Here is a 26,651-nt window from a genome sequence, read left to right on the forward strand (position 1 = left end):
CAGGAGACCACTCCACGTGCCCACGCATTCCCGGGCGGCACAGCCCACGACCGTCCTCCACCTCGTACAACCCGTCGACGGCGGTGTGGCCAGGGTCGTCACCGACCTCGTCCGCGCCCAGAGCGCGCAGGGCCTCCGCGCCGTCGTCGGCTGCCCGCCCGGCGGCACGCTCGGCGACGCGGCCCGGTCCGCCGGGGCCGAGGTGTTCACCTGGCGGGCCGGCCGGGCACCCGGCCCGGGGCTCCCCGCCGAACTGGCCGGCGCCCGCGGCCTGCTGCGCCGCGTACGGCCCGACCTGCTGCACGCCCACAGCGCCAAGGCCGGACTGGCCGGACGGCTCGCCGCACGCGGGGCGCTGCCCACCGTCTTCCAGCCCCACGCCTGGTCCTTCGACGCCGTCGGCGGAGCCACCGCCGCGCTCGCCCTGCGCTGGGAGAGGTACGGCGCCCGCTGGGCCGACCGGGTGCTCTGCGTCAGCGAGGCGGAGCGCCGCGCGGGCGAGAGCGAGGGCATCACCGCCCGCTGGACGGTGATCCGCAACGGCGTGGACCTGGAGCACTTCCGTCCCGGCGCACCGGACCCCGGCCAGGACCGGGCCGAGTCCCGCGCCGCCCTCCCGCTGCCCCCCTCCTTCCCCACCGACGGACCGCTCGCCGTCTGCGTCGGCCGGATCTGCGCCCAGAAGGGCCAGGACATCCTGCTGGAGGCCTGGCCCGAGGTACTCGCGACCGTTCCCACGGCCCGCCTCGTCCTCGTCGGCGACGGCCCCGACGCCGAACGGCTGCGGCGCACCGCGGCGCCGTCCGGCGCCACCGTGCACTTCGCGGGCGCCGCCGCCGACATCCGACCGTGGCTTCGGGCCGCCGATCTCGTTGTACTGCCGTCGCGGTGGGAAGGCATGGCGCTCGCCCCGCTCGAAGCCATGGCCTGTGGCCGGCCGGTCCTGGTCTCCGACGTGAGCGGTGCCCGGGAGAGCCTGCCGCCCGGCCAGGGACGCCTGTGCCTGGTGCCGCCGGAGGACCCGACGGCACTGGCCAAGGCCCTGGGACGGCTGCTCTCCGAGCCGCGGCTCCTCGCCGAACTCGGGGAGCAGGCCCGGCAGCACGCCCGGACCGACTTCGACGTGCGGCGGACCACGGACGCGGTCAGCGGCCTGTACCACGAACTGCTGGGCAGGCCCCGGCCCTTGAACCAGGAGCGCATCAGCCGATGACGATGGACAGCGCACCCGCCCGGCGCACCGGGCAGGCCGCCACAGGGCCCGGCGGCAGCGCCTTCGCGCCCGCGCCCCACGCGGCGGCCCGCCGATCCGCGACCGCCATCCACCCGCCGCGCGGGCCCCGGGTCGAACGGGCCCGCTCCGCCGTACGCCCGCAGCGCGTTCGCAGCCGCAGCCGGGTGCTCCCCCTGCTCTGCGCCGACGCGCTGGCCACCGTACTCACCGCGGCCGCCCTGCCGGGGCCGGCACTGCCCGTCCTGGAGGCCGCGCCGGCCGCCGCCGCGCTGCCCGCCCTGCTCGTCGCCCTGCACGCGCAGGCGGGGCTCTACCGGCCGCGCCTGGCCCCCTCCGCCCTCCTCGAACTGCCCGCGCTGGTGGCGCGCTCCGCCGTCCTGTGGTGCGCGGCCGCCGCCGTCACGGCGGCCTTCGACCCCGCGCGCGCCATGGGATGGAGCGCGCTGCTCACCGCCGTGTGCCTGCAGGCCGTACTGGTCTGCGCGGGCCGCGGCGTCGCCAACCAGCTGCACCGCCGCGCCGCCGTACGCCGGCCCGCCTCCGCCCTCGTGGTCGGACCCGGCACCGGGGCGAGCGCGGTGGCCGCCGCCCTGCACGGCCGCCCCGAGTTCGGCCTGCGCCCGGTCGGGCTCGCCGGCACCGCGGACCCCGCCGACGGGTACGGCGTGACCCTCCCGCTCCTGTCCACCCACGAGGACATCCGGCGCGCGGTCATCCAGAACTCCGTCCGGCACGCGGTGTTCACCCGTCCGCCCGAGGCCGACGAACGCACCGCCGCCCTGGTCCGGCTCTTCCACGACCACGGCTGCCGGCTGTGGCTCGCGGACCCGGCCGGCACCGCCAAGGTCACCGGCATGCGCCTGTCCCACCCCGCCGACCAGCTGTGGGGATACGCCGTGCAGCCGCTGCTGCCGCGCCCCGCCCGGCTGCTGGAGCGGTGGGCCAAGCGGATCATCGACTCCGGGCTCGCCCTGGTCGCGCTGCTGGGCGCCGCGCCCGTGATGCTGCTCTGCGCGGCGGCCGTACGCCTGTGGGACGGACCCGGGGTGATCTTCCGTCAGGAGCGGGTCGGCCTCTACGGGCGCCCCTTCACCCTGCTGAAGTTCCGCACGCTGCGCGCCGACGCGCACGAGTCCGCCACCCGCTGGACCGTCGCCGGGGACTGCCGGATGAGCGGGGTCGGCTCCTTCCTGCGCAAGTCCTCCCTCGACGAACTGCCCCAGCTGTGGAACGTCGTACGGGGCGACATGAGCCTGGTCGGGCCCCGCCCCGAACGGCCCTTCTTCGTAGCGAAGTTCTCCACCGTGCACCCCGGCTACGAGGCCCGCCACCGGATGCCCGTCGGCATCACCGGCCTCGCCCAGATCAACGGCCTGCGCGGGGACACCTCCATCGAGGACCGGGCCCGCTTCGACAACCACTACATCGACACCTGGTCGCTGTGGCAGGACCTGTGGATCCTCGCCCGCACCGCGGCCTCCTTCTTCCGCTTCCGGCTGGGGGGCAGCTGATGAGCCTCGCCGCCCCCGGGCACTGGGCCCGGCCGGACGCGGCGGGCCTGCTGCGCCGGCACTGGCCGCTGCTGCCGCTCGCCGCGACCGTGCTGTTCCTGCTCGCCCCGCTCCCCGCCGGGGACGCGACCGCCTCCGGCAAGGTCGGCCCGGCCGACGCCGCCTCGCTGCTGCTGGTCCTCGTCTGCGCCGTGCAGGCGCTGCGCGGCCGGGTGCGGGCGCTGACCCCGCTGGGCGTCCTCGTCCTCGGCGCCCCGGCCGTCGGCCTCGCGGTCGCCACGGTCACCGCGGGGGACCCGTACGCCGCCCTGCCGGGCTTCGTCCGCTACCTCCAGGTCTTCGTACTGGTCCCGGCGGCCGTGGTGCTGCTGGTGCGCGACGCCCGGGAGTTCCGGCTCGCGGCCGGCTGCTTCGTGGTCCTGGCGCTGGTGCAGGGCGCGGTGGGGGTCGTGCAGTACGCGACCCACACCGGCGCCTCCTACCAGGGCGAGGACGTCCGGGCCGTCGGCACCTTCGGCCCCGGCGACGTGATGGGCATGGCCACGGTCGTCGCCTACGGGCTGATCGTCGCGACCGCGGCCGCGCTCGCCCCCGGACTCGCGCCGCGCGTGCGGCGGATCGCCGCCGGCTGCGCCCTGGTGCTGGTCCTGCCGCTGGTGCTCTCCTTCAGCCGCGGCGCCTGGATCGCCACCCTCGGCGCGGGCCTGCTGGTGATGGCACTGGCCGGCATCCGGCGGGCGCTCACGGTGCTGGCCGCGCTGGCCGCGGCCGGGGTGGTCCTGGTGGGCGGGCTCGGCGTCGGCTCCGAGATGGTCGCCGAGCGGCTGACCTCCATCACCCAGGTCTCCAGCGCCCCCGACCAGTCGGTCACCGACCGCTACACCATGTGGGCCGCCGCCGAGTCGATGTGGCGCGACCGGCCGGCCGCGGGCGTGGGCCTCAAGGGCTTCCCCGCCCACCGCGACGGCCACGCCTCGCTCGGGCTCTCCTCCGGCAGCGACACCGCCGGCGCGGGACAGGCGTACATCCGCCAGCCGCTGCTCTCCCCGCACAACATGTACCTGCTGATCCTGAGCGAGCAGGGACTGATCGGGCTGGTCGCGCTGGTGGGCGGCTGGGCGGCCCTGCTGGTCGCGGGGCTGCGCCGGCTCGCCTCCGGCGCGGGAGCGCGGATGCGGGACTGCGGGCTGATCGCGACGGGGCTGTTCGTGTGGCAGCTGACCGACTTCCTCTACGCCGACATCGGCGGCCCGTCCACCGTCCTGACCGGCGTGATCGTCGGCCTCGCGGCCTGGTGGGCGCTCCCCTCCCCGGGGCACGCGGTCCCCGAGAGTTCGAGCGGCCGGTGACGGACACCACGCCCTGGCGGCCCGCCGCCGGCCCTCCGGCCGGCGCGGGCCACACACGTGTCCCGCCGACCGCGCCCGGCGCACCGGGCCGCTTCGGCTCCGCCGGGTATCCCGGCGGGGCCCCGGTGGGGCTCGGCGTACGGGTGGCGGCCCGCACCACGAGCGCGTCCGCCGACGCGCCCGGAGCCCGGGCACCGGCCGCCGGGCCCGGTGACGTCCGCCGCGAGGACGGGTCCGCCGGACCCGACGCCGTCGGCGGCCGCCGGTTCGGGCGCGGCCGCCGCGGGCATGGGGCCGAGGTGTCCGCAGAGCCCGCCGCCGGCGCCCCGCTCGGACGGTTCCTGGCCAAGGCCGCCGCCGTGACCGCCGGGCTCACCGCCGCCGGTTCCCTGTTCGGACTGGTGCGCGACCAGACCATCGCCCACCTCTTCGGCGCCGGACACGCCAGCGACGCCTTCCTCATCGCCTGGACCGTCCCGGAGATGGCCTCGACGCTGCTGATCGAGGACGCCATGGCGCTGCTGATGGTCCCCGCCTTCAGCCACGCACTGGCCCGGCGGGCCGCCGACCGGGCCGGGCTGACCCGCAGGGAGGCCCGCGCGCAGGACCCCGTACGGATGCTGGTCGGGGCGACCCTGCCGCGGCTCGTCGTCTTCCTGGCCGTCGTCGCCGCCGTCCTCGTCGTCGCCGCCCCGGCCGTCGTCGCCGTGCTCGCGCCCGGCCTGCCCGACCCCTCGCTGGCCGTCGAGTGCACCCGGCTGACCGCGCTGACCGTGCTCTCCTTCGGCATCGCCGGCTACTTCAGCGCCGCGCTGCGCGCGCACCGCTCCTTCCTGCCGCCCGCCGCGATCTACGTCTCGTACAACATCGGCATCATCGGCACGATGGTCGCCCTCCACTCCCTGTGGGGCGTGCGGGCCGCCGCCGCGGGCGTCGCCGTCGGCGGGCTGCTGATGGCGCTCGTCCAACTCCCCGCCTTCGTCCGGAACGTGGGCTTCGGACCGCCCCGGGCCAAACGGGTCGCCGCCCCGCGCAGCCAGCGCGACCGCGACCGCCCCACCCTCATCGCGCTCGGGGTCATCGCCCCCGTCATCCTCTTCGCCGTCTTCCGCCAGTCGCAGGTGCTCGTCGAGCGGTTCCTGGCCGCTTCGCTGCCGTCCGGGGCGATCTCCCACCTCAACTACGCGCAGAAGGTCGCGCAGATGCCGATGGTGCTGTCGCTGATGATCTGCACCGTCACCTTCCCCGTCGTCGCCCAGGCCATGGCCGGCGGCGAACGCGAGAAGGCCCGCCGCCGCGTGGAGCGGGACCTGGCACTGGCCTCCCTCGCCGTCCTGATGGGCACCGCGCTCGTCATCGGCTACGCCCCGCAGATCATCCAGGTCCTCTTCGAACGGGGCGCCTTCACCCACGAGGACACCCTCGCCACCGCCTCCGTCATGCGGGTCTACGGACTCGGACTGCTCGGCCACTGCCTCGTCGGGGCACTGTCCCGGCCCTTCTTCTCGACCGCCCGGCCCACCTGGTTCCCGGCGCTCGCGATGGGTGCCGGACTGCTCGTCAACGTCGTGGCCGGAGCGTTCGCCGTCCGCTGGTGGGGCATCTACGGGATCGCCGCCGCCAATGCCGCCGGCATCTCCACCGCCGCCGCCCTGCTGCTCACCGGCCTCGGCCCGCGGATCATCGCCATCCACGTCCGCCGGGTCGCCGCCAGCATCGGACGGCTCGCGGTGGCCGCCGTCGCCGCCTGCGCCACCGGCTGGATCGCCGGGCCGATGATCCCCGATCCGCTGCTCAGCGCCGGACTCGGCTGCCTGCTCGTCCCGGCCATGTTCGGCGCCACAGGCACGGCCATACGCGCCCTCGAAGTCACCGCCCTGCCCGGTCAGATCTCCCAGTTCACGCAGAGGTTCCGCAATGCCCGCTGACACCGACACGGCACCCCCCGCCGCGGTGGTCCCCGCCCGCCGGACCGCATCGCCGTGGGTCCTGATGTACCACTCGGTCGCCGAGTTCACCGACCCCGCCGAGGACCCGTACGGCATCACCGTCACCCCCCTCGTCCTGGAGGCGCAGCTGCTGTGGCTGCGCTCCCGGGGCCTGCGCGGGGTGTCGGTCGGCGAACTGCTGCGGGCCCGGGCGGCCGGCCGCGGCGCCGGGCTCGTCGGACTGACCTTCGACGACGGCTACACCGACTTCCTGACCCACGCGCTGCCGCTGCTCCGGCGCCACGACTGCACCGCCACCCTCTTCGTGCTGCCCGGACGGCTCGGCGTGGACAACGTGTGGGACCCGCTGGGGCCGCGCAAGTCCCTCCTCACGGCCGAGGGGATCCGCGAAGTCGCCGCCGCCGGGCAGGAGATCGGCTCGCACGGGCTGCTCCACCAGGACCTCACCGCCACCCCCGACGATGTGCTCCAGCAGGAACTGCGCGGCAGCCGCGACCTGTTGCGCGAGCTGACCGGAACCCTGCCCGAGGGTTTCTGCTACCCGTACGGGCACCTCGACGCCCGGGTCGTCGACGCGACGCGCGCGGCCGGCTACGGCTACGCCTGCGCCATCGACCCCGGGCGGCTCGCCGGCCCGTACGCCCTGCCCCGCACCCACGTCAGCCAGGCCGACGGCGGCACCCGGCTGCGCATCAAGCAGGTGCGCCACCGGGTCGGGGAGCTGCGGCGGGCGGTGCACCGGTGAAGCCGATCGAGGCGGTCAGGGCCCTGCACGTCATCACCGGCCTCGGCGTCGGCGGTGCCGAGCAGCAACTGCGGCTGCTGCTGCGGCACATGCCGATGCAGTGCGACGTGCTGACGCTGACGAATCCCGGGCCGGTGGCCGAGGGGCTGCGCGCCGACGGCGTACGGGTCGTGCACCTGGGGATGCGCGGCAACCGGGATCTGGGGGCGCTGCCCCGGCTCGTGAAGTTCATCCGGCGCGGCCGGTACGACCTCGTCCACACGCACCTGTACCGGGCCTGCGTGTACGGGCGCCTCGCGGCCCGGATCGCGGGCGCCGGGGCCACCGTCGCCACCGAGCACTCCCTCGGCGAGGGCGAGATCGAGGGCCGGCCGCTTTCGGGCGGGGTGCGCGCGCTGTACCTGGCCAGCGAGCGCCTGGGCGCGGCGACCGTGGCCGTGTCGGACACCGTCGCCGCCAGGCTGGAGGGGTGGGGGGTGCCGGCCGCGCGGGTCCACGTCGTACCCAACGGGATCGAGGCCGTCCGCTTCCGTTTCGACGAGGGCGTCCGCCGGGCCACCCGGGCCCGTACCGGGCTGCCCGAGCGGGCCTTCGTGGTCGGCGGGGTCGGCCGGCTGGTCCCGGGCAAGCGGTTCGACGTGCTCGTGCGGGCCGTGGCCGCGCTGCCGGGCGCGCACCTGCTGCTGGCCGGGGACGGCCCGGAGCGGGCGGGGCTGCGCCGGCTGGCCGCCGAACTCGGCGCGCAGAGCCGCATCCACCTGCTGGGGGAGCGGGACCCGCTGGGCGACAGCCCGGACGGCCGCACCCCCGGCATCCCGGCGCTGCTGGCCGCCATGGACGTCTTCGTCTCGCCGTCGCGGGAGGAGGCCTTCGGGCTCGCGGTCGTCGAGGCCCTGGCCGCCGGCCTGCCGGTCCTGCACGTGACCTGCCCGGCCATCGACGACCTGCCCGCCACCGAGGCCCCCGGGGCACGCCGCATCGGCACGGGCACGGAGGAACTCGTCGCGGCGCTGCGCGGCCACATGGAGGCGGGCGCACGCCGGCTGCCCCCGCCGTCGGTCGTGCGCCGCTACGACATCGCCCGCAGCGCGCACCGGCTGCTGGACGTGTACGACCTCGCCCTCTCGGCCGCGCCGCAGCCGCGGGTGCCGGGCCCCGTCGCGGATCCCGCCCCGGACCCGGCGGGAACTGCACCCCCGGACCCGGCCGGAGCCGCCGCCCCGGACCCCGCGGCGCGGCCGGCGGCGGGGCTGACGGTGCCCGGGCCCGGCTCTCCCCGGCGGACGCCGGGCGCCCGTGGCTGATCCCCATCCCCGAAGGGGTCCCGGCCGGGACCCGCAGGAACCCACCTCCCTCCAGGAAGCGAGCACGACCATGGCCGACACCGCCGCCAAGAAGAAGGACAAGCCGGAGAACCCGGGCAGGAAGCAGGAGCGCAGGGCCGACCACCGCTCCGGGAAGAGGCCCGGGCGGCGGCTCGGCCGCCCCCCGGTGTGGTGGCCGCTGCCCGCCTGCGCCGTGCTGGGGCTGGCCGCCGGCGGCGCGTACGGGGTGCTCAAGGCCCCCGAGTACGCCGCGACCAGCTATGTCGTCGCCGTTCCCGACGACACCACCGAGCCCGCCACCGCCCTCGGCTTCGCGCAGGCCTACGCCCGCATCGCCACCAGCAGTTCCACCCTCGCCTACGCCCAGCCGCGCGCCGGCATCACCGCGCGGGAGCTGCGGACCCAGGTACGGGCCGAGACCTCGCCCGAGTCCCCGATGATCGCCATCACCGGCACCTCCAAGAGCCCCGCCGAGGCCGCCGACATCGCCAACGCCGTGGCCGACGCCTTGTCACTGAGCAGCAACCAGGCCGCCAAGAACACCGGTGTCCAGCTCCTCCTCTTCAACCAGGCCGTGGCTCCCACCGACCCCGCCTCCCCGTCCGCCGCCATCAGCGGCGCCGTGGGACTGTGCGCCGGCGGGCTGCTGGGCGGCCTGTGGCTGCTCGCCCGGCCCGGCCGCGCCCGGCGCCCCGAGGACGGCGTGGCCGCGCCCGCGGCAGGACGGTCGGCCGAGCCGCTCACGGAGCACGTCGCCGAGCACGTCGCCGAGGAGTACGCCACCCTCCCCGCCCAGGGTGAGCCGGCCTCGGCCAAGGAGAAGGAGTCCGTGCGATGAATCAGGGCTCCGCCGGGGCCCTGTCGGTGACACTGTGCCGAGACCCCCGGCAGTTCGCCGCGCTGGAGGAGCCGTGGAACCGGCTCGTCCGCGCCTGTCCCACCGCCACCCCCTTCCAGAGCCACGCCTGGCTGCACTCCTGGTGGCTGTCGTACGGCAAGGACGGCCGGCTGCGGATCGTCCTCGTCCGGCGCGGCGGCGAACTGGTCGGCGCGGCCGCCCTGATGCTCGTGCACCGGCCGATTCCGCTGCTGGTGCCCATCGGCGGCCCGATCACCGACTACTTCGACGTGCTCGTCGCCGCCGAGCACGCCGCCCAGGTCGTCCCGGCGCTGGCCCACGGGCTGCACCGCGCGGCCCGCGGCGCGGTGGTCGACCTGCGGGAGGTCCGCCCCGGGGCCGCCGCCGAGGAGCTGTACCGGCAGTGGCCCGGGATCGGCAGCAGGCTGGCCGACTCCACGTGCATGGAGCTGCCGACCCTGCCGTTCGACGAACTGGTCAAGCGGATGCCGGCCTCCGGCGCCCAGCGCGTGCGGGCGAAGCTGCGCAAGACCGACGCGGCCGGGATCGAGGAGCACGAGGCCACCGAGCAGGAAGTGCCGCGCGCGGTACGCAACCTGCTGCGGCTGCACGAGAAGCAGTGGCGCGGCCGCGGCGTGACCCCGGAGCACCTGCGCCCCCGCTTCGCCGAGCACCTCACCCGGGCCACCCGGAGGATGGTGCGGGCGGGGGAGGGCCGGCTGACGGAGTTCCGGCTGGACGGGAAGGTGGTGGCGGCCAACGTCACGCTGCTGTCCGCGGGACTCAGCGGCGGCTACCTCTACGGGGCGGACCCGGACCTGCGGGCGCGCAAGGTGGACGTGGCGACGCTGCTGCTGCGCCACGAGGCCCGGCGGGCGCTGGCGGATGGCCGGCCGGTGGTGAGCTTCCTGCGGGGCAACGAGCCGTACAAGAACCACTGGCGGCCCACGGCGGTCGTCAACCAGCGTTTCCTGATGGCCACGAGCGCGCTCGCGCCCCTGCTGCGGCTGCACGAGTCGCAGGTGACGGGGCGCGAGCGGGCGGTGGACGCGCTGCGCGAGGCGCTGCCGGCCGCCAGGGACTGGCGGACGCGGCTCAACGAACTGCGGGTGCGATGACCCGTCTAGAAGGGCCAGAAGCCGGAGCCGCCGCCCAGGTCGACCTTGAAGCAGACCGACTGCTTGCCGACGAGCTTGGACAGCCACTCGCCGAAGTTGATCGGCACGCACCACTGCCTGCTGTTGAGGGGCGGCTGCTGCGGCTGCGGCAGGGGCGCGGTCGCAGTGGGCGAGGGCTTCGGCACGACCGGGCCCGGCGTGACGGGCGCCGTTGCCACGGGCGAGGGCGTCACGGGCGAGGGCTTCGGTACTTCGGGGCTGGGGCTGGGACTGGGGGTGACGGGCTCGGGGACCTCGGGGACCTCGGGGCTCGGCTCCGGCGTGCCGGTGCTCGGGCCGGCGGGTGCCGGGACCTCGGGGCTCGGGCCGGCAGGGGTCGGCACGAGCGGGCTCGGGGTCACCGGAGCCGGCGCCTCGGGGCTCGGCGCGACCGGGCTCGGCGCCACCGGCGAGGGCTCGGTGACCTGCGGGGTCGGTACCTGGGGTGTCGGAACCTGCGGAGTCGGGACCTGCGGGGTCGGGACTTCCGGGGTGGGCACCTGCGGGGTCGGGACCTGGGGCGTCGGGACTTCCGGGGTCGGGACCTGCGGCGTGGGCACCGCCGGCGTGGGCGCGACGGGAGTCGGCACCACGGGGGTCGGCACCACGGGCGTGGGCACGACGGGCGTCGGGACCACCGGGCCGGGCACCTCGGGCGTCAGCGCGTCCCGGAACACCTTCGTGGACTCCGGGTTCTGCTTGCACTGCCACACGCCGTGCGGGCAGTAGTCGGTGATGGTGTGGTAGAGCGGCTTGTGCTGCGCGATCCACTGCAGCATGCGCCGCACGTACTCCGCGTTGTCGCCGCGCCGGAACAGCCCCCACTCCGGGTACGAGATCGCTTTGCCGTGTGCCCGCGCGAAGTCGACGTGCTGCTGCAGCCCGTACGGCTGGGAGATCTGGTCGTCGAAGTCCTCCCCGGGCCCCTGGTCGTAGGAATCCATCCCGATGATGTCGACGTAGTCGTCACCCGGGTAGCACTTCGTCCAGCCGATCGCGTCCGTACCCCGGTTCGGGGCGAAGTCGAACTTGAACTTCTGGCCGGGCACGGAGCGCATCGCGGTGACGACGCGCCGCCAGTACGCCTTCCAGTTCTCCGGGTCGGGGCGGCAGCGGTGGGTGTAGGTGATGCCGTTCATCTCCCAGCCGAGCACGATCACGGTGTCCGGCACGCCCAGCGACACCAGCCGCTCGGCGAGCCTGCGGAAGTGCTCGTCGTACTGGCCCTGCGCGCCCGCCCGGATCAGCCGGGCCACCTGCTGGTCGGACACCCGCTCCTCGTTGCGCGCCTGCATGGGCACGTTGAGGACGAACATCCGGTCGTCGTCCGCCAGCCGCCACCGTGCCCAGTCCTCCAGGAAGGAGACCCGGCCCTCGATGCCCGCCCACTGGTCGCCGGGGAGATAGGTGTGGCCGACCCGGATCTCCCGGCCGCCGAGCCAGCGCGAGAGCTGCGGGATGCGGGCCACCCCGTCGGGGCCGAAGTCGAGATAGGCGCCCATGGCGGTGCCGGAATCCGCGGTCCGGTTCTCGTCCGGCGCCGCGAGGGCGGCCCCGGTGGCGAGCAGTCCGGCCGTGACCGTACCGATGCAGGTGCTCGCCAGTCGGCGGCGTGGTGTGGGCATGGCGTCTCCCGGGCTTTCCTGAATCGGAGGGCTTGCCAAAGACGTTAGGCATCAGATCTGACGAATGGCCTGTTCGGTGACTACCGCGTAGGCCATTAGCAGCTGCACACCACCTCCGCTTGGTCCGACTAGGTGAAAGACACCGTTGCCATGCACGCGTTCGCCAACCATGTGCCCGCCGTTGTGCTCAGACTCGACCGCAATCCGTTCCACCACGGAACCCTCGGCGCCGTCAGATCCCTTGGCCGCAAGGGCGTGGAGGTCCATGCCGTCGTCGAGGCAGGGGGAGGTCCCATGGGACGTTCGCGGTACCTGCGCGCCGTGCATGCCGGGCCCGTCGGCGGACTGGACCCGCAGACGCCCGAGGCCCTGCTGGAGTGCCTGACCGGGGTGTCGGAACTGATCGGCCGTCCGGCGGTGCTCATCGCGATGGACGACCTGAGCGCCATCGCCGTGTCCCGGGTCGCCCCGGTGCTCCGCGAGCGCTTCCGGATCCCCCACCAGCCCGACAACCTGCCCGCCCGGGTGGCCGACAAGGCAGAGCTGTCGCGGCTCTGCGCGCGCTGGGACGTCCCGCACCCGGAGACCGTGGTCCCCGCGAGCGGGGCCGAGGCGGCTGAGGCGGCCTGGCGGTTGGGCCTGCCGGTGGTGGCCAAGTGGAGCCGGCCCTGGCTGCTGCCCTCCGGTGCGGCCGGGCTGCGCAGCACCACGCTCGTGCACACCACGGCCGACGCCCGCCGGCTGTACGAGCGCTCCGCGGAGGCGGGGAGCCGGCTGCTGCTCCAGCGCTTCCTGCCGGCCGGGCCGGACACCGACTGGTTCTTCCACGGCGCCTTCGCCCGCGGCGGGCACCCGCTGCTCGCCGGCTCGGGCCGCAAGGAGCTGTCCTGGCCGGTGCGCACGGGGCTGACGGCGGTGGGGCGCTGGCTGCCGGACCCGGCGGTCGAGGAGGCGGCGCTGCGGCTCGCCGAACGCCTCGGCTACCAGGGGATCCTGGACCTGGACTTCCGCCGGGACGAGCGCGGTGTGTTCCGGCTGGTGGACTTCAACCCCCGCCCGGGCGCGCAGTTCAGGCTGTTCACGGACACGTCCGGACTGGACGTGGTCCAGGCGATGTACCTGGATCTGACGGGCCAACGGGTCCCGCAGCCCGCGGGCGGCGCGGGCCGCGTCTTCGTCGCGGAGAACTACGCACTGCTGGCGGCGGTCCGGGGCGCTTCGCTGCCGCGCCGCCGCCCCGCGGCGGACCCCGCGCCCCCGAAGCCGGGACCGGGCGCCGGGCGCGGGCGGGCCGACGAGCGGGCCGGCGGGCGGGCGCGGACCGACGAGCGGGCCGGCGGGCGGGCGCGGACCGACGAGCGGGGGCAGGTCGAGGCGGCCTGGTTCGCTTCGGACGACCTCCGGCCGTTCCTGGCCATGCTCGCGGCGTTCCTGGGGCGCGGTGCGGCCAAGGGGGTCCGGGTGCTGCGCGGCGTGCCGGCCCAGGGCCGCCGCACCGCGCGGGCGGTCGTCCGTGCGCCCCGCCAGCGCGGGCGGGACCGGCCGGGAGCGATGTCCGACGGGGCGCTCTCGCGCCCCGTCCCGCCGGAGGCCCCGGCCGAGCCGGACGAACTGGTGACCCGTTGAGCGGGTCCGGACCGGCGGTCGGGGCCGGGCAGGTGACCAAGGTGCTGGAGGAGCGGTGGTGACGCGGATCGACGATCTCGTGGTGATCGGCGCGGGCCCGTACGGCCTGTCGATCGCCGCCCATGCGGCCGGCGCGGGACTCGGCGTACGGGTGCTGGGGCGGCCCATGGCCTCGTGGCGCGACCACATGCCCGAGGGCATGTACCTGAAGTCGGAGCCCTGGTCGTCCAACCTGTCCGCGCCGGACGGGCGGCACACCCTGGCCGAGTACTGCGCCTCCCTCGGCACCGTCGCGGAACACGGCACTCCGCTGCCCATCGGCACGTTCAGCGCGTACGGGATGTGGTTCGCCCGGCACGCCGGGCCGCAGGTGGAGGAGGTGACCGTCACGGAGGTGACCCCGCAGGGCGACGGCTTCCGCGTCCGCACCGCCGAGGGACCGCCCCTGCTCGCGCGTACGGTCGCCGTCGCGGCCGGGGTGATGCCCTTCGTCCACTACCCCGAGGCGCTGGCGGGCCTCCCGCCCGCCCACTACTCCCACAGCAGCGGCCACCGGGACCTGTCCGGCTTCGCCGGGCGCGAGGTCGCCGTGCTCGGGGCCGGGCAGGCGGCGCTGGAGACCGCCGCCCTGCTGGCCGAGCAGGGTGCCCTGCCGTGCCTGGTTGCCCGGCGCTCCCGGCTGAACTGGAACACCGTCCCGCAGCCCCTGAGCAGGCCCCCGCTGCGGGCCCTGCGCGAGCCGCACAGCGGCCTCGGCACGGGCTGGCGCAGCTGGGCGTGGTCGGAGCTGCCCTGGGCGGTGCGCCGGCTGCCCGCGCACACCCGGGAGCGGATCGCGGCGACCGCGCTGGGCCCGGCCGGCGCCTGGTGGCTTCGGGACCGCTTCGAGCGGCGCGTGCCGGCGCTGCTCGGGCACCGCCTGCACCGGGCGGTGGCGGCGGGCGGGCGGACCCGGCTGGGGCTCACCTCGCCCGCGGGCGAGTCGGTGGTCCTGGACGTCGCCCACGTCATCGCGGCCACCGGATTCGCCCCGGACCTGGCCCGGCTGGGCATGCTCGACGCGGGGCTGCGCGCCGCGCTGAGGACCGTGGGCGGCAGCCGGGCCCCGGAGCTGGACCCCGGCTTCGAGTCCTCGTGGCCCGGACTGTTCTTCGCGGGGCTGCTGGCGGCTCCCTCATTCGGCCCTTCCATGCGATTCGTGCACGGCGCGGGCTTCACGGCGGGGAGACTGGTGAGAGGAGTTCGCAAGCGCCTCGGTGCCCGGGGTCCGCGGCCGGGCTCCCCCGGTGTCGCCCGGCTCGTCCGGGCTGCTCCCCCCGGGCCGGGCCCGGGGGCGCCTCCGGGGCATCCGAAGACGCACCTGCGGTGAGATCCGCGGGGAGAAGGGGTCCGTGATGAGCACGGAGCGAGCGCAGGGCCGCGGCTGGGTACGCATTCCCGCCAGCCGCGGCGAACAGTCCGCCGCGGCCATGACCGCCGGGCACGACCGGCCCGCGTACCCGGGAGCGCATCCCGGCCCGTACCCGGGAGGGCATCCGGGCCCGTACCCGGGAGGGCATCCGGGCCCGTACCCGGGAGGGCATCCGGGCCCGTACCCGGGACCTCCGGCCGGCCCCTACCCGGGACCGTACGGGGGCTCGTACGCGGGTCCGTACGCGACGGCCGCCGCCACCGACCCGGCCACGATCTACCTCTCCGTCGTCCAGCGCTGGCGGGAGGCCGGGCGCACCCTGCCGGGGCATCCCGACGAGGAGTGGGAGCGGCTGATCTCCCAGCCCTACTGGCCCGGCCGCTAGGGGGTGCGGACGGTGGCAGCGGCGGAGCGCGACGGACCCGGGCCGGGCCGGCGGACCCCCGTGACCGACGCCGGGGAGCGGCTCGCGCTGAACGGCATGGGCAGCTTCGAGTGGGACCTGGGCACGGGGACGGTGGCGCTGGACGCGGCCGCCATGGCCGTCTTCGACCTGGAGCCCGAGGAGTACGACGGCACCGCGGAGGGCGCCGCCCTGCGCGTGCGGCCCGAGGACGCGGCCCGGCTGCGCGAGACCATCGCCGGCGTCCTGGAGGAGGGCGGGGAGACGTTCGGCGCGTACTTCACGGTGCACCGGCGCGACGGCCGCGACCAGTGGACGCACACCACGGGACGAGTGGTGCGGGACGCCGGGGGCCAGGGGCTGCACATCGCCGGGATCGTCCGGGACGCGGCGGCGGAGCTGGCCCACGCCACGCTGCTGCGCAAGCTGGAGGCGGCGCGCGCGCAGCAGACGACGATCGTGCAGCGCACGACCGAGGCCCTGTCGCGGGCGGTGACGGTCGACGACGTCACGGCCGCGCTGACCGGGAAGGGCGCGCTTGAGCGGCTCGGGGCGGACGGGCTGGCCCTGGGGCTGGTCGAGGGCGGCACCATGAAGATCATCGCGTTGAGCGGGGAGTCGCTGGAGATCCTCAGCGAGCGCCGGTTCACCCGGATGGACGGGTCGCTGCCGCTCTCGCACGCCGTGCTGACCCGGCAGGCACGTTTCGTCACCTCGCTCACCGAGCTCGGCGGCGAGTTCCCGCTCCTCGCGGACTACCTGAACCGCATCCGCTTCGACGCGGCCGCCTACCTGCCGCTGATCGCCCAGGCCAAGGCCATCGGCGGGCTGGTGCTCTTCTACCGGCAGCGCGAGGAGTTCAGCCCCGAGGAGCGCAACCTGTGCCTGGGCCTGGCGGGCATCGTCGCCCAGTCGCTGCAGCGGGCGCTCCTGTTCGACCAGGAACGGGAGTTCGCGACGGGCCTGCAGGCGGCGATGCTGCCGCGCCGGATCCCGGAGATCTCCGGCGGGGAGATCGCGGTCCGCTACCACGCCGCGTGGAGCGGGCGGGAGGTCGGCGGTGACTGGTACGACGTGATCGCACTGCCCCGCAACCGGGTCGGCATCGTGGTGGGCGACGTACAGGGCCACGACACGCACGCCGCGGCCATCATGGGGCAGCTGCGGATCGCGCTGCGGGCGTACGCGGGGGAGGGACACCCGCCGTCCACCGTGCTGGCACGGGCCTCGCGCTTCCTCGCCGAGCTGGACACCGAGCGGTTCGCGACCTGCATGTACGCGCAGGTGGACCTGGAGACGGGCGGCGTGCGGGCGGTCCGCGCCGGCCATCTCGGCCCGCTGATCCGGCACACGGACGGGCGAACGGGCTGGCCCAACGTGCGCGGCGGCCTGCCGCTGGGCCTGGCCTCCGCCTTCGAGCAGGAGGAGTTCCCCGAGACCCAGCTCGACCTGGTCCCCGGCGAGACCCTCGTGCTGTGCACCGACGGCCTCGTGGAGGAGCCCGGTACGACCATCACCGCGGGCATGGACGCCCTCGCCCAGGCGGTGCGCAGCGGCCCCCAGGGCGCCGGGGCGCTCGCCGACCACCTCTCGGACCGGCTGTGGGAGCGCTGGGGTTCCGGGGACGACGTGGCCCTGCTGGTGCTGCGCAGGGCCCCCGACCCCGGCACCCACCGGGCGCCGCGCATCCACCAGTACATCCACCAGGCGGACCCGGAGGGCCTCTCGGACGCCCGCTACGCCCTGCGCCAGGCCCTGCGCGACTGGGGTGTGCCGGAACTCGCCGACGACGTGGAGCTGGCGGCGGGGGAACTGCTGGTCAACGCCCTGCTGCACACCGACGGCGGGGCGGTGCTGACCATGGAGGTGCTGCCGGAGCCGGTACGGCGGATCCGGCTGTGGGTCAAGGACCGCTCCAGCGTGTGGCCGCGCCGGCGCAGTCCGGGCGAGGCGGCCACCACGGGGCGCGGGCTGCTGCTGGTGGACGCCCTGTCCACGCACTGGGGCGTGGAGTCCCGGGGCGACGGCAAGGCGGTGTGGTGCGAGTTCGACGTCGGCGGCAGCCCCCGGAGCGCGGGGTGACCGTCCGGACACGTCGAGTTGTGGGCGGCGGGAGCCGGGGCGATGATGCCGCTCATGGAACGGAACGCACTGTGCGCAGGCTGAGCAAGGGTGCCGTGACCGGCATCCTCGCCGTGCTGCTGCTGGCCGCCGGAGTACCGACGGTCGTGGACTGGACGACGGGACGGCCGCACGCGGACCCCGGGTGCCAGGCGGTGGCCTTCATGTCGATGACGGGCGTCGCGCCCGAGTGCCGGTCCCGGTAGCGGCGGCTACCGGGAAGACGCCACGGCCGGTCACGGGGTCAGTGCCTGCGGACCTCGACGTCCTGCCTGTCCTGGGCGACCGTGGCGACCGACCTCGGCATCAGGCCCGACAGCTGGATCTCCTGGAGCTCGGCGGTGACCACGGCGCGGCCCGGGCGCACGTTCACCCAGCGGCCCGGGGCCGTCGCCACCCACCGGCGCTCCGTGCCGTCGCAGACGGGCTGCTCCGCGCCGATGCTCAGCCGGCCGCCCTCGTGCTCGACGGTCGCCTTGATCTGCATCGCCCCCGTGGGTGAAGCCTGCTCGCAGTGGTAGGACCCGGAAAGGGTGACGGTGCCGTCGCCCGCGACGTACGCGTCGTGATGTACGGAAATACCTTGATTGAAAACGGTGGCGCCGGCCGGGGCGCAGAACAACGTGGTGGCGGCCAGTGCCGAGAAGGCCGCGAGGGCCATTCGGCGGGGGGAGACGCGCATTCTTCCTCCAGGGGGTGTGGGCGGCGGTATTCCGCCGGAACGCATTGTGCTGGCAGGTGGCCGCACGCACTCGCTCCCCGCACTCGTGTCGGTGTGTGCAATTGCCTGCCCGGGCGCGTGAAACTGGCCGCAATACGTCCCCGAAGGGATCTTGCATGCGCCAGCCCGCCCTCCCCGCCCTCGCCCTCCTGCCGCTGCTGCTGTTCGGAGCCTCCGCCTGCCAGGGCGTACCGGAGTCGGAGGTCCTCGCCCCGGCCGCGGCGCCGGCCGTCCCGGTCGACGACGGTGCTCCGGGCGGCGGGGCGGGTCCCGTACGGCCGGGCCCGAAGGACGCCCATGTGGGTGATGCCCTACGGGTGCACGGCACGCAGGTCGGCCGTCACCTGGAGGTCGTCCTCGGCGCCTACGTGGACCCGGCGGTCAGCGCCGACAAGAACTTCGCCCCGCCCGCCGGCAAGCGCTGGGTGGCCGCCTCGATGTCGTTCGTCAACGTGGGCGGTGCCTCGTACGGGGCTCTCGGACGCATGTGGGCGCACGACGGCGCGGGGCAGCGCCACCCGGTGGTGCCCACCGGTGAGCTGACGACCGGCAAACCGATCGTCTTCGATTCCCTGGAGGTCGGTGAGCGGGCAGAGGGGTGGGTGGTGTTCGAAATCCCGGAAAACGCGCGCATTGTGCGGCTCGAATACCAGGACGCGAACATCAGGGCGAATACCGGAGAGGGATTCTGGGCCGTCTAGCCCGCCCGGGTGAAAGGCCGTGAAAGGCCCGGGCGCGGGACCACTAGGGTGCGGCGCATGACTTCTACTCAAGCCGAAATCGACCGGTCCCAGCTCGGCACCCTTTCGGTGCTCGCCTGGATCGGCGACCCCTCCGAGGCGCACGACATCCCGTACCTCCTCGCCTACACCCTGGGCGACGGCCCGGGCGGCCGGGAGGCGGGCGAGGCGGCGGCCCGCGGGCTGCTGGAGGAGATCGGCCTGCCCATCGGCGACGTCGTCATGGACGGCACCCGCAACCCGGCCGGCTTCCCGGTGCAGATCCTGCTGGAGGGCAACCAGATCGCGCTCACCCTGCCCGGGATGAACGCGCAGTGCACCGCCCCCGACGAGTGGGTCGCCGCGGCCGACGAGAGCGGGCAGGCGTACTTCCTCTTCGCCACGCGCGCCTGGCCCGAGGCGGTCCCGGGGCGGCCGGTCGACGCGAAGACCCTGCAGGCCTTCGCGGGCGACGAGGAGGTCCTCACGGGCAGCGCCCACTGCGTGCTCTCCGTGCGGCGCCTGCAGAAGTAGCGGCTCGCCGGGCGGCGCCCGCCGCCGCCCCACCTGCTCCGGCCGCCGGGCTCCCAGCCTGCCCGGTGGCCGGCCCCGCCCCCGGGGGACTGCGTGCGGGGCCCCCACGGGGACCGCGTGCGGGGCCCTCCCGCGGGGACTGCTCTCGGGTCCGGCCTCAGGGCCGCTCGAAGGCGAACCTCAGCGAGCGGACCCGGTTGTCGAAGTTCGAGCCCGCCAGGTCCGGCAGGCCCACCGCGCGCAGTCCGACCGGCCGGGTGAGCAGCTCGCGGAAGAGCGCCTTCATCTCGACCCTGGCCAGGTGCGCCCCCAGGCAGAAGTGCGGTCCGCCGCCGCCGAAGCCCAGGTGCGGATTGGGCGAGCGGGTGATGACGAAGGCGTCGGGGTCGGGGAAGACCGCCTCGTCGCGGTTGGCGGACGCGTAGTACAGGACCACCTTCTCGCCGGGCCGGAAGACGCGGCCGCCCAGGGTGTGCTCGGCGACCACCGTCCGGCGGAACTGGATGATCGGCGTCGAGTGCCGGATCATCTCGTCCACCGCGCCGTCCGCGTACGTCTCGAAGTCCGACAGCAGCAGGTCCCGCTGGTCGGGGTGGTCGGTCAGCAGGGTCAGCCCGTGGGTGATGGCGTTGCGGGTGGTCTCCACCCCGGCGACCATCAAGAGGGAGAAGAAGGCGCCGAGTTGCCGGGCCCCGAGGGCCTGGCCGTCGACGTTCGCGCAGACCAGCGCCGAGATCAGGTCGTCGGTGGGGTTCCTGCGCCGCTCCCGGCCGATGCCCGCCACCATCCGCTGCATCCGGGCGAGCGCGCGCAGCCCGCGGCCGGGCATCCGCAGCCGGGCGGCCAGGCCGCGCTCCACGCCGATGTTCTCGGAGGCGTGGTTGACCCGGTCGGCGATCTCGGCGCGGAAGCGCTCCGGGATGCCCATCATGTTGCAGATGACCTCCAGGGGCAGCCGGGAGGCCACGGCCGAGACGAACTCGTCGGGCCGGTCGGCCAGTACGTCGTCCACGATGCGGGCGGCCACGGCGTGGATGTCGGCCTCGGCGGCGGCCAGCAGGCGCGGGGTGAAGGCCCGCTGGACGATCTTGCGGAGCTGGGCGTGGTCCGGGCCGTCGAGGTTGACCATCGAGTCGCCGAACAGCGCACGGACCCAGCGGGCCGGCTCGGGGGTGGTCACGCCGGGAGCGCTGGCGAAGACCTTGGGCAGTCGGCTGGCCTCCTGTACGTGGGCGTGCCGGACGAGGGCCCAGTGGCCGGCCCCCTCGGGCACGAACACCGGACCTTCGACGGCCCGCAGGCGGGCGAAGGCGGCGAGCCGGTGGGCGGGCGGCTGCTGCCAGAAGCCCGGCTCGGCCAGCTCCCTGCCGGGGTCGGTGCCGGGGCGTTGCGCCGGGAGTGTCATGGCCGTGGCCTCCAGTCGGTGCGGTGGGTCCTGCTCGTTCTGCGCTGGAGAACGGCGCCGGGGGCGCGGGGGTGACGGTTCGGCCGCCCCGGCGCCCCCGGCGTCCCCTGCCCCGTCGGCCGCGGCCGCTACAGGGCCTCGCCGCCCCGCCGCTCGGACAGGAGCATGCCGACGGTGACCGTGACCACGGCGACGAGTCCCGCGTAGAGCACGGCGTAGGCGCCCGTCCAGGTGCAGGCGAGGGTGACCAGGGCGGCGACCGGCAGGACGAGCTGCTGGGCGAGGCCGCGCTTGAAGTGGCGCGAGTGCAGCAGCCACACCATGAAGAGGAAGACCGCGGCCGGGACCATGACGGAGGCGTTCGCGGAGACCTGGGAGATGTGTGCCTTGCCGACCGCGTGCTCGACCGCCACCTCGATGCCCGCACCGATCGCCGCACCGGAGGCAAAGACCAGCAGGTGGCCGTAGCCCCACGGGATGGCCTCCCGGTTGGAGGTCAGGTGCTGGTGCATGGGTACGGCGAAGTAGATCCACCACGCGGCGAAGACGATCAGCAGCCCGCCCGCCGCGATGGGGAGCAGCAGGTCGAGGGCCTCGTGCTCGTCGAGCGCGGACTTCACGGCCACCGTGCTCGCGGCGATCGTCTCGCCGAGGACGATGATGGTGAACAGCCCGTACCGCTCGACGATGTGGTGGGCGTGCCACGGCGTCTGGTGCCCGCGCTCGGCAATCACCGGGACCAGCAGTTCGGCCGCGACCAGCACCAGGAACAGCCAGCGCTTGGCGTCGTCGGGCGCGAACAGCAGCCCCACCCAGCCGGCCTGGCAGATCACCAGCCCGGCCGCGTACTTCAGGGCCGCGGTGCGGGCGGCGCCGCTCTCCCCGGCGGCGGCCCGCAGCCACTGCGCCGTCAGCGCGACGCGCATGATGATGTAGCCGACGACGGCGATCGTCCAGTCGTTCTCGTCGAAGGCCTCGCTCACCCCCGCCGCGTAGACGAGGACGCCGGCGATCTGGACGAGCGTCGCGATCCGGTACGGCACGTCGTCGCAGTCGTAGGCGGAGGCGAACCAGGTGAAGTTCATCCAGGCCCACCACACGCCGAAGAAGACGAAGAAGTAGCCGATCACCCCGGTACCGGGGTGGCCCTCCGCGAGCGCGTGCACGAGCCGGGCACCGGCCTGCGCGACCGCGACGACGAAACAGAGGTCGAAGAACAGCTCCAGCGGGGTCGAGGCGCGGTGGTCCTCGTCCCGGCTGCGGGCGGTCATGGGGGTGTAGGCCATACCGGCCAGGAGAACAGGGCGGTGACGCGCCGCAGCTCAGGCGCGCTGCCCCGGGCGGCCGCTGTGCCCCGGGCGGAGGAGGTGGCCCGCACGGCCCGGACCGGGCCCGACCGGGCCGGACCAACGCACCACGGGTGACGGGACCTTGTTCCGTCACCCGCGGCGTTTCCCGCAGCGCGGGAGGGGCGGCGTACGCCGACGGTGTCGGAGTACGCCGCCCCTCGGTGCGGCGGGTCACGGGCTACTTCGGGTCCTGGCCGAACTTCGAGGCCGACCAGCGGTAGCCGAGGACGGCGAGGCCCAGGCACCAGGCGACCGCGATCCAGCCGTTGTTGCCGATGTCCGTGCCGAGCAGGAGGCCGCGGAGGGTCTCGATGGCGGGGGTGAAGGGCTGGTACCGGGCGATCGGCTGGAACCAGCCCGGCATCGCCTCGATCGGGGTGAACGCGCTGGAGATCAGCGGGAGGAGGATCAGCGGCATCGCGCTGTTGCTGGCGGCCTCGGCGTTCGGGCTGGCCATGCCCATGCCGACCGCGATCCAGGTCAGGGCGAGGGCGAACAGGGCGAGGAGGCCGAAGGCCGCGAGCCATTCCAGGGCGGTGGCGTCCTTCGAGCGGAAGCCTATGGCGACGGCGACGGCGCCGACGAGGACCACGCTGGCGACCGACTGGAGCACGCTGCCGACGACGTGCCCGACGAGGACGGAGCCCCGGTGGATCGCCATCGTGCGGAACCGGGCGACGATCCCCTCCGACATGTCGGTGGCGACGGACACCGCGGCCCCGATCACGGTGGAGCCGATGGTCATCAGCAGGATGCCCGGGACGACGTAGGCGATGTACTCGGAGCGGTCTGCGCCGCCGCCCCCCATGCCCGCGCTCATGACGTCGCCGAAGATGTAGACGAAGAGCAGCAGCAGCATGACCGGGGTGAGCAGCAGGTTCAGCGTCAGGGACGGGTAGCGCCGGGCGTGCAGGAGGTTGCGGCGCAGCATCGTCGAGCAGTCGCGGACGGCGAGCGGGAGGGAGCTCATCGGACGTTCTCCTTGGGCTGGTCGGGGATGGCGGTGCCGCCGGTGAGGGCGAAGAAGACGTCGTCGAGGTCGGGGGTGTGCACGGTCAGCTCGTCGGCCTCGACGCCGGCGGACTCCAGCCGGTCGAGCACGGAGCGCAGGTCGCGCTGGCTGCCGTCACTGGGGATCTGCAGGGACAGGGCCTCGTCGTCGCGGGTGGTACCGGGCAGGGCGAGGGCGGCGGACCGGTAGGCGGCCGGGTCGGTGAAGCGGAGCCTGACGTGCCCGCCCGGGACGAGCCGCTTCAGCTCGCCGGCGCTGCCCTCCGCCGCGATCCGGCCGTCGTGGAGCACGGCGATGCGGTCCGCGAGCTGGTCGGCCTCCTCCAGGTACTGGGTGGTGAGGAAGACGGTGACGCCGCCGGTGACGAGCTCGCGGATGATCTGCCACATGGTGTGGCGGCTGCGGGGGTCGAGGCCGGTGGTCGGTTCGTCGAGGAAGATGACGCGCGGGCCGCCGACCAGGGTCATGGCGATGTCGAGGCGGCGCCTCATGCCGCCGGAGTAGCCGGCGGCGGGCCTCTTCGAGGCCTCCACCAGGTCGAAGCGCTCCAGGAGTTCGCCGGTGACGCGGCGCCCCTCCCTCCGGGACAGGTGGTGCAGGTCCGCCATGAGGAGCATGTTCTCCTCGCCGGTGATCAGGCCGTCGACCGCGGAGAACTGGCCGGTGACGCCGATCGCGGCGCGCACGGCCTGCGGGTCGGCGGCCAGGTCGTGGCCGGCCACGCGCAGTTCGCCGGCGTCGGCGGTGACGAGGGTGGAGAGGATCTTGACGGCGGTGGTCTTGCCGGCGCCGTTCGGGCCGAGCAGGGAGAAGACCGTGCCGGCCGGTACGGCCAGGTCGATGCCGTCGAGGACCGTCTTGTCGCCGTAGGACTTGCGCAGCCCGCGGGCTGCGATGGCCGGTTCGGTCATGGTGGGGCTCCTTCTGGGCTGCGGGGCTGCGGGGCTGCGGGGCGGGGACCGGGGCCCGCGGTCAGAGGCTGCGGGCGGTGATGTCGCCGTAGGCGGTGGTGGCGTGGATGGCGAGGTCCGTACCGCCGCCGGTGTTCTTCAGGGCGTTGCGGACGCGGCCGTAGGAGGTGCCGGCGTCGAGGGTGGCGTCGGCTCCGCGGGCGGCGCCGACGGTGATGTCGCCGGCCTGTGTCCGCAGGACGACCGTGCCGTGGACGGCCTCGGCCACGCGCAGGTCGCCCTTCTGGGTGCTGATCTCCGCGGGGCCGCCGAGGCGGCCGACGGTGATGTCGCCGGCCTGGAGGGTGAGGTGGGCGCTCGCGGTCTCGTCGAACTTGACCTCGCCGTGCGCGCTGTCGAGGGTGACGTCGCCGAGCCGTCCGACGCCCCGGATCTCGGCGCTGGCGGTCCGGGCCTCGACGCGGGAGCCGGCCGGGAGCTGGACGGTCACCTCGACGGCTCCGGGAGCACCGAGGATCCGGTTCTTCGGCTCCGCGGCCTCGATCCGCAGGACGCCGTCGCCGTACGCGACGGTGATCTGCTCCGCGGCCTTCACGTCGCGGCCCTTGGCGGCGTCGGCCGGGAGGACCTCGACGGTGGTGTCGGCGCGGTCGGCGGCGATGAACCGGATGCGTCCGGCGGGGACGTCGAGGACGGCGGCGATCGGGGCGGTGGTGGCGAACTTCTGCATGGTGCTTCTCCTTCTCCGTCAGCGGGGCCCTTGCGGCCCGCTGTTTCCGATGGAGGAAAAGCTACGTTGCGTTCGTATCTCCGGCAACTGATTCGTTGCGCAGAAGTGTTGTTGTTGCAGGTCAGTTGGGGAAAATCATTGCAACGATCTCGTGGTGAAAGCAATGGCGAGACCGCGTTGCGTTGCAATGGAATGCGGGTGAACGCTATGCTGGCGGCCTCACAGGCCACAGAAGGAGACCGCGATGCCGGGAGGCAGGCTCACCCAGCAGGAACGTCAGCAGATCGCCCTGGGGGTGGCCGACGGCCTCGCCTACGCCGAGATCGCCAGGCGCCTGGACCGCCCGACCTCCACGGTCACCCGCGAGGTCATGCGCAACGGCGGCCCCTCCGGATACCGCGCGGACCAGGCCCACCGCGCCACCGAGCGCCGCGCCCGCCGGCGCCAGGCGTCCGCGCCCCGGGGCGCGGACCCGGCCGCCCTGCCGCACGGCCGCGACCCCGAGGCCGTGGCCGAGTACGAAGAGCAGTTCACCGCCGTGATGATGCAGTCGGGCCTGTCCAACAAGATGACCGCGCGCGTGATGGTGTGTCTCCTCACCGCCGATTCCGGCAGCATGACCGCCGCCGAACTCGTCCGGCGCCTGCAGGTCAGCCCGGCGTCCATCTCCAAGTCGATCGCCTTCCTGGAGAGCCAGGCCCTCGTCCGCCGGGAGCGCGACGAGGGGCGCCGGGAGCGCTACGTCATCGACGAGAACCTCTGGTACCAGTCGATGGTCGCCAGCGTCCGCGCCCTCAACCAGCAGGTCGACATCGCGCGCCAGGGCGCCGGAGTCCTCGGCCCCGGCACCCCGGCCGCCGTCCGTCTGGAGAACGTCGCCCGCTTCCTCGACTTCGTCGCCGAAAGCCTCGCCCGCGCCGCGGAACAGGCCCGCGACATCCTCCTCGTGCGGGTGGAAGCCGCTTCGGACGACACCGGGGAGCGAGGCGTGACCGAGATTTCGTGAAGGGATTCACAAGGGTGCGAGGGGTTCTGGGCCTCATGAAAGCCCGCAGGGGAGCGGGGGCGTCCGGCTGAGCGGGGCCGCCACCAGGGGCGGCCGTACCCTGGAGGCATGAGCAGCACCCCCGCCTCCGATCCGCAGTCCCCGCGCCCCGCCGCCGAGGCCCGCCAGCCCCGGCCGAAGCCGCGGATCGACTTCGACGACCCGCTGGACCAGCAGTCGTCGGACGACACCGACCGGGGCTGGGGCGAGCGGCCGCCCACCGGCGGAAGCGCGGCCGACCTGGCCCGCTTCCTCGACGAGAAGCCACCGCACCACATCTGACCGGCCGGGGTGTCCGGCGCGGTCAGAAGCCGTCGCGCGAACCCGCCTGGCCGCCGACACCGCCGGCGCCGCCCGCACGCTGTGCGACCAGGTGGTCCCGGATCTCCTTGAGGACCTCCAGCTCGGTGATCTCGACGATCTCCTGGACCCCCTCGCGGGCCTTGCGGCGGTCCTCCTGGCGGGCCAGGTACTTCGCCATCGGCAGCACCATCAGGAAGTACACGACCGCCGCGGTGATCACGAAGGTCAGCGTGGCGTTCAGCACCGACCCCCAGAGGATCTCGACACCCGTCGGCTGACCGTCGGGGCCGATGGCGCACGGCGCCTTCAGGCAGGACTTGTAGCCGTCCAGGCTCTTCGTGCCGACCGCGCCCACCACCGGGCCGATGATCCCCTTGACCACCGAGTTCACGATGTTCGTGAACGCGGCGCCGATCACCACGGCCACCGCCAGGTCGACCACGTTGCCGCGCATCAGGAAGGCCTTGAAGCCCGCCAGCACGCTTTCCTTCTTCTTCTCGCCCATCACTGCGTCCTTCTTCACGGAAGCCAAACACGGAGCCAACGGTTCCGAAAGCTACGGCAGTCCGGGAGAGGTGTGTCCAATCGGCCATCACTTTGAGGTGAA

At 74.6% G+C, this 26,651-nt stretch carries 25 protein-coding genes; 17 read left to right on the forward strand and 8 right to left on the reverse strand.

Annotated features, from left to right (window positions below; translation table 11 throughout):
* Window positions 1-16 precede the first annotated feature (16 nt).
* The 8 genes from AB0O53_RS15275 (at window position 17) to AB0O53_RS15310 (ending at window position 10,090) form a co-directional block, all read left to right on the forward strand.
* Window positions 17-1,213 carry a glycosyltransferase gene (locus AB0O53_RS15275; RefSeq protein WP_365195911.1) on the forward strand — a complete coding sequence of 399 codons (1,197 nt, stop codon included), beginning with the start codon at window positions 17-19 and terminating at the stop codon, window positions 1,211-1,213.
* On the forward strand, window positions 1,210-2,745 hold the full coding sequence (locus tag AB0O53_RS15280) for an exopolysaccharide biosynthesis polyprenyl glycosylphosphotransferase (protein ID WP_365195914.1): 1,536 nt from the start codon (window positions 1,210-1,212) through the stop codon (window positions 2,743-2,745). The genes AB0O53_RS15275 and AB0O53_RS15280 overlap by 4 nt, the downstream gene beginning before the upstream one ends.
* Window positions 2,745-4,094, forward strand: coding sequence for an O-antigen ligase family protein (locus tag AB0O53_RS15285; protein WP_350994386.1), 1,350 nt, complete (start codon window positions 2,745-2,747; stop codon window positions 4,092-4,094). The genes AB0O53_RS15280 and AB0O53_RS15285 overlap by 1 nt, the downstream gene beginning before the upstream one ends.
* Complete coding sequence (gene murJ, locus AB0O53_RS15290; RefSeq protein ID WP_350994384.1) at window positions 4,091-6,022, forward strand: murein biosynthesis integral membrane protein MurJ; 1,932 nt, start codon at window positions 4,091-4,093, stop codon at window positions 6,020-6,022. Before AB0O53_RS15285 ends, murJ begins: the two co-directional genes overlap by 4 nt.
* Window positions 6,012-6,788, forward strand: a complete 777-nt coding sequence (locus AB0O53_RS15295) for a polysaccharide deacetylase family protein (RefSeq protein WP_365195919.1) — start codon at window positions 6,012-6,014, stop codon at window positions 6,786-6,788. Before murJ ends, AB0O53_RS15295 begins: the two co-directional genes overlap by 11 nt.
* Entirely contained in the window at window positions 6,785-8,092 is a 1,308-nt protein-coding gene (locus tag AB0O53_RS15300; RefSeq protein ID WP_365195922.1) for a glycosyltransferase, read from the forward strand. Before AB0O53_RS15295 ends, AB0O53_RS15300 begins: the two co-directional genes overlap by 4 nt.
* Window positions 8,093-8,162: 70 nt before the next feature.
* Entirely contained in the window at window positions 8,163-8,951 is a 789-nt protein-coding gene (locus AB0O53_RS15305) for a YveK family protein (protein ID WP_365195925.1), read from the forward strand.
* Window positions 8,948-10,090 (forward strand): GNAT family N-acetyltransferase, encoded by a 1,143-nt coding sequence (locus tag AB0O53_RS15310; RefSeq protein ID WP_350994378.1) that lies wholly within the window; start codon window positions 8,948-8,950, stop codon window positions 10,088-10,090. Before AB0O53_RS15305 ends, AB0O53_RS15310 begins: the two co-directional genes overlap by 4 nt.
* 5 nt (window positions 10,091-10,095) lie before the next feature.
* Here AB0O53_RS15310 and AB0O53_RS15315 read toward each other — a convergent pair whose 3' ends face one another.
* Window positions 10,096-11,754 (reverse strand): glycoside hydrolase family 26 protein, encoded by a 1,659-nt coding sequence (locus AB0O53_RS15315; protein WP_350994376.1) that lies wholly within the window; start codon window positions 11,752-11,754, stop codon window positions 10,096-10,098.
* Window positions 11,755-12,048: 294 nt separating this feature from the next.
* On the opposite strand from AB0O53_RS15315, the gene AB0O53_RS15320 reads away from it, so the two are divergent.
* The 5 genes from AB0O53_RS15320 (at window position 12,049) to AB0O53_RS15340 (ending at window position 17,521) form a co-directional block, all read left to right on the forward strand.
* Window positions 12,049-13,380, forward strand: coding sequence for a carboxylate--amine ligase (locus AB0O53_RS15320; RefSeq protein ID WP_435886654.1), 1,332 nt, complete (start codon window positions 12,049-12,051; stop codon window positions 13,378-13,380).
* 67 nt (window positions 13,381-13,447) lie between these two features.
* Window positions 13,448-14,749, forward strand: coding sequence for an NAD(P)-binding domain-containing protein (locus AB0O53_RS15325; RefSeq protein WP_350994650.1), 1,302 nt, complete (start codon window positions 13,448-13,450; stop codon window positions 14,747-14,749).
* A gap of 25 nt (window positions 14,750-14,774) precedes the next feature.
* Window positions 14,775-15,176 (forward strand): hypothetical protein, encoded by a 402-nt coding sequence (locus AB0O53_RS15330; RefSeq protein WP_365195933.1) that lies wholly within the window; start codon window positions 14,775-14,777, stop codon window positions 15,174-15,176.
* 12 nt (window positions 15,177-15,188) lie between these two features.
* Complete coding sequence (locus AB0O53_RS15335; RefSeq protein WP_434094420.1) at window positions 15,189-17,276, forward strand: SpoIIE family protein phosphatase; 2,088 nt, start codon at window positions 15,189-15,191, stop codon at window positions 17,274-17,276.
* Window positions 17,277-17,347: 71 nt separating this feature from the next.
* Window positions 17,348-17,521 (forward strand): hypothetical protein, encoded by a 174-nt coding sequence (locus AB0O53_RS15340; RefSeq protein WP_168714568.1) that lies wholly within the window; start codon window positions 17,348-17,350, stop codon window positions 17,519-17,521.
* Between the two features lie 38 nt (window positions 17,522-17,559).
* On the opposite strand, the gene AB0O53_RS15345 is transcribed toward AB0O53_RS15340, so the two are convergent.
* Window positions 17,560-17,997 carry a DUF6299 family protein gene (locus AB0O53_RS15345; RefSeq protein ID WP_350994369.1) on the reverse strand — a complete coding sequence of 146 codons (438 nt, stop codon included), beginning with the start codon at window positions 17,995-17,997 and terminating at the stop codon, window positions 17,560-17,562.
* A 155-nt stretch (window positions 17,998-18,152) separates the two neighbouring features.
* Between AB0O53_RS15345 and AB0O53_RS15350 the strand changes: the two genes are divergently transcribed.
* Window positions 18,153-18,737 carry a DUF4352 domain-containing protein gene (locus AB0O53_RS15350; RefSeq protein ID WP_350994368.1) on the forward strand — a complete coding sequence of 195 codons (585 nt, stop codon included), beginning with the start codon at window positions 18,153-18,155 and terminating at the stop codon, window positions 18,735-18,737.
* 57 nt (window positions 18,738-18,794) lie between these two features.
* Window positions 18,795-19,289, forward strand: coding sequence for a DUF5949 family protein (locus AB0O53_RS15355; RefSeq protein WP_030852554.1), 495 nt, complete (start codon window positions 18,795-18,797; stop codon window positions 19,287-19,289).
* Between the two features lie 157 nt (window positions 19,290-19,446).
* Here AB0O53_RS15355 and AB0O53_RS15360 read toward each other — a convergent pair whose 3' ends face one another.
* The 5 genes from AB0O53_RS15360 to AB0O53_RS15380 form a co-directional block, all read right to left on the reverse strand.
* Entirely contained in the window at window positions 19,447-20,694 is a 1,248-nt protein-coding gene (locus AB0O53_RS15360; protein WP_365195937.1) for a cytochrome P450, read from the reverse strand.
* 128 nt (window positions 20,695-20,822) lie between these two features.
* A complete protein-coding gene (locus AB0O53_RS15365) occupies window positions 20,823-21,980 on the reverse strand; it encodes a low temperature requirement protein A (RefSeq protein WP_350994364.1) in 1,158 nt (385 codons plus the stop codon).
* 241 nt (window positions 21,981-22,221) lie between these two features.
* Window positions 22,222-23,013 (reverse strand): ABC transporter permease, encoded by a 792-nt coding sequence (locus AB0O53_RS15370; RefSeq protein ID WP_365195941.1) that lies wholly within the window; start codon window positions 23,011-23,013, stop codon window positions 22,222-22,224.
* Window positions 23,010-23,966: an ATP-binding cassette domain-containing protein gene (locus AB0O53_RS15375; RefSeq protein ID WP_350994360.1), complete on the reverse strand. Its 957-nt coding sequence runs from the start codon at window positions 23,964-23,966 to the stop codon at window positions 23,010-23,012. Before AB0O53_RS15375 ends, AB0O53_RS15370 begins: the two co-directional genes overlap by 4 nt.
* A 61-nt stretch (window positions 23,967-24,027) precedes the next feature.
* Window positions 24,028-24,696 carry a DUF4097 family beta strand repeat-containing protein gene (locus AB0O53_RS15380; RefSeq protein ID WP_350994358.1) on the reverse strand — a complete coding sequence of 223 codons (669 nt, stop codon included), beginning with the start codon at window positions 24,694-24,696 and terminating at the stop codon, window positions 24,028-24,030.
* 244 nt (window positions 24,697-24,940) lie between these two features.
* Between AB0O53_RS15380 and AB0O53_RS15385 the strand changes: the two genes are divergently transcribed.
* Both AB0O53_RS15385 and AB0O53_RS15390 read left to right on the forward strand, forming a co-directional pair.
* On the forward strand, window positions 24,941-25,702 hold the full coding sequence (locus AB0O53_RS15385; RefSeq protein WP_350994357.1) for a helix-turn-helix domain-containing protein: 762 nt from the start codon (window positions 24,941-24,943) through the stop codon (window positions 25,700-25,702).
* A 108-nt stretch (window positions 25,703-25,810) separates the two neighbouring features.
* Window positions 25,811-26,023: a hypothetical protein gene (locus AB0O53_RS15390; protein ID WP_350994355.1), complete on the forward strand. Its 213-nt coding sequence runs from the start codon at window positions 25,811-25,813 to the stop codon at window positions 26,021-26,023.
* Window positions 26,024-26,045: 22 nt separating this feature from the next.
* Here the strand turns inward: AB0O53_RS15390 and mscL are convergent, their stop codons facing one another.
* On the reverse strand, window positions 26,046-26,549 hold the full coding sequence (gene mscL / locus AB0O53_RS15395) for a large conductance mechanosensitive channel protein MscL (RefSeq protein ID WP_350994646.1): 504 nt from the start codon (window positions 26,547-26,549) through the stop codon (window positions 26,046-26,048).
* Window positions 26,550-26,651: the final 102 nt, after the last annotated feature.

Source organism: Streptomyces erythrochromogenes, assembly GCF_040684695.1.
Lineage (GTDB): Bacteria > Actinomycetota > Actinomycetes > Streptomycetales > Streptomycetaceae > Streptomyces > Streptomyces erythrochromogenes_C.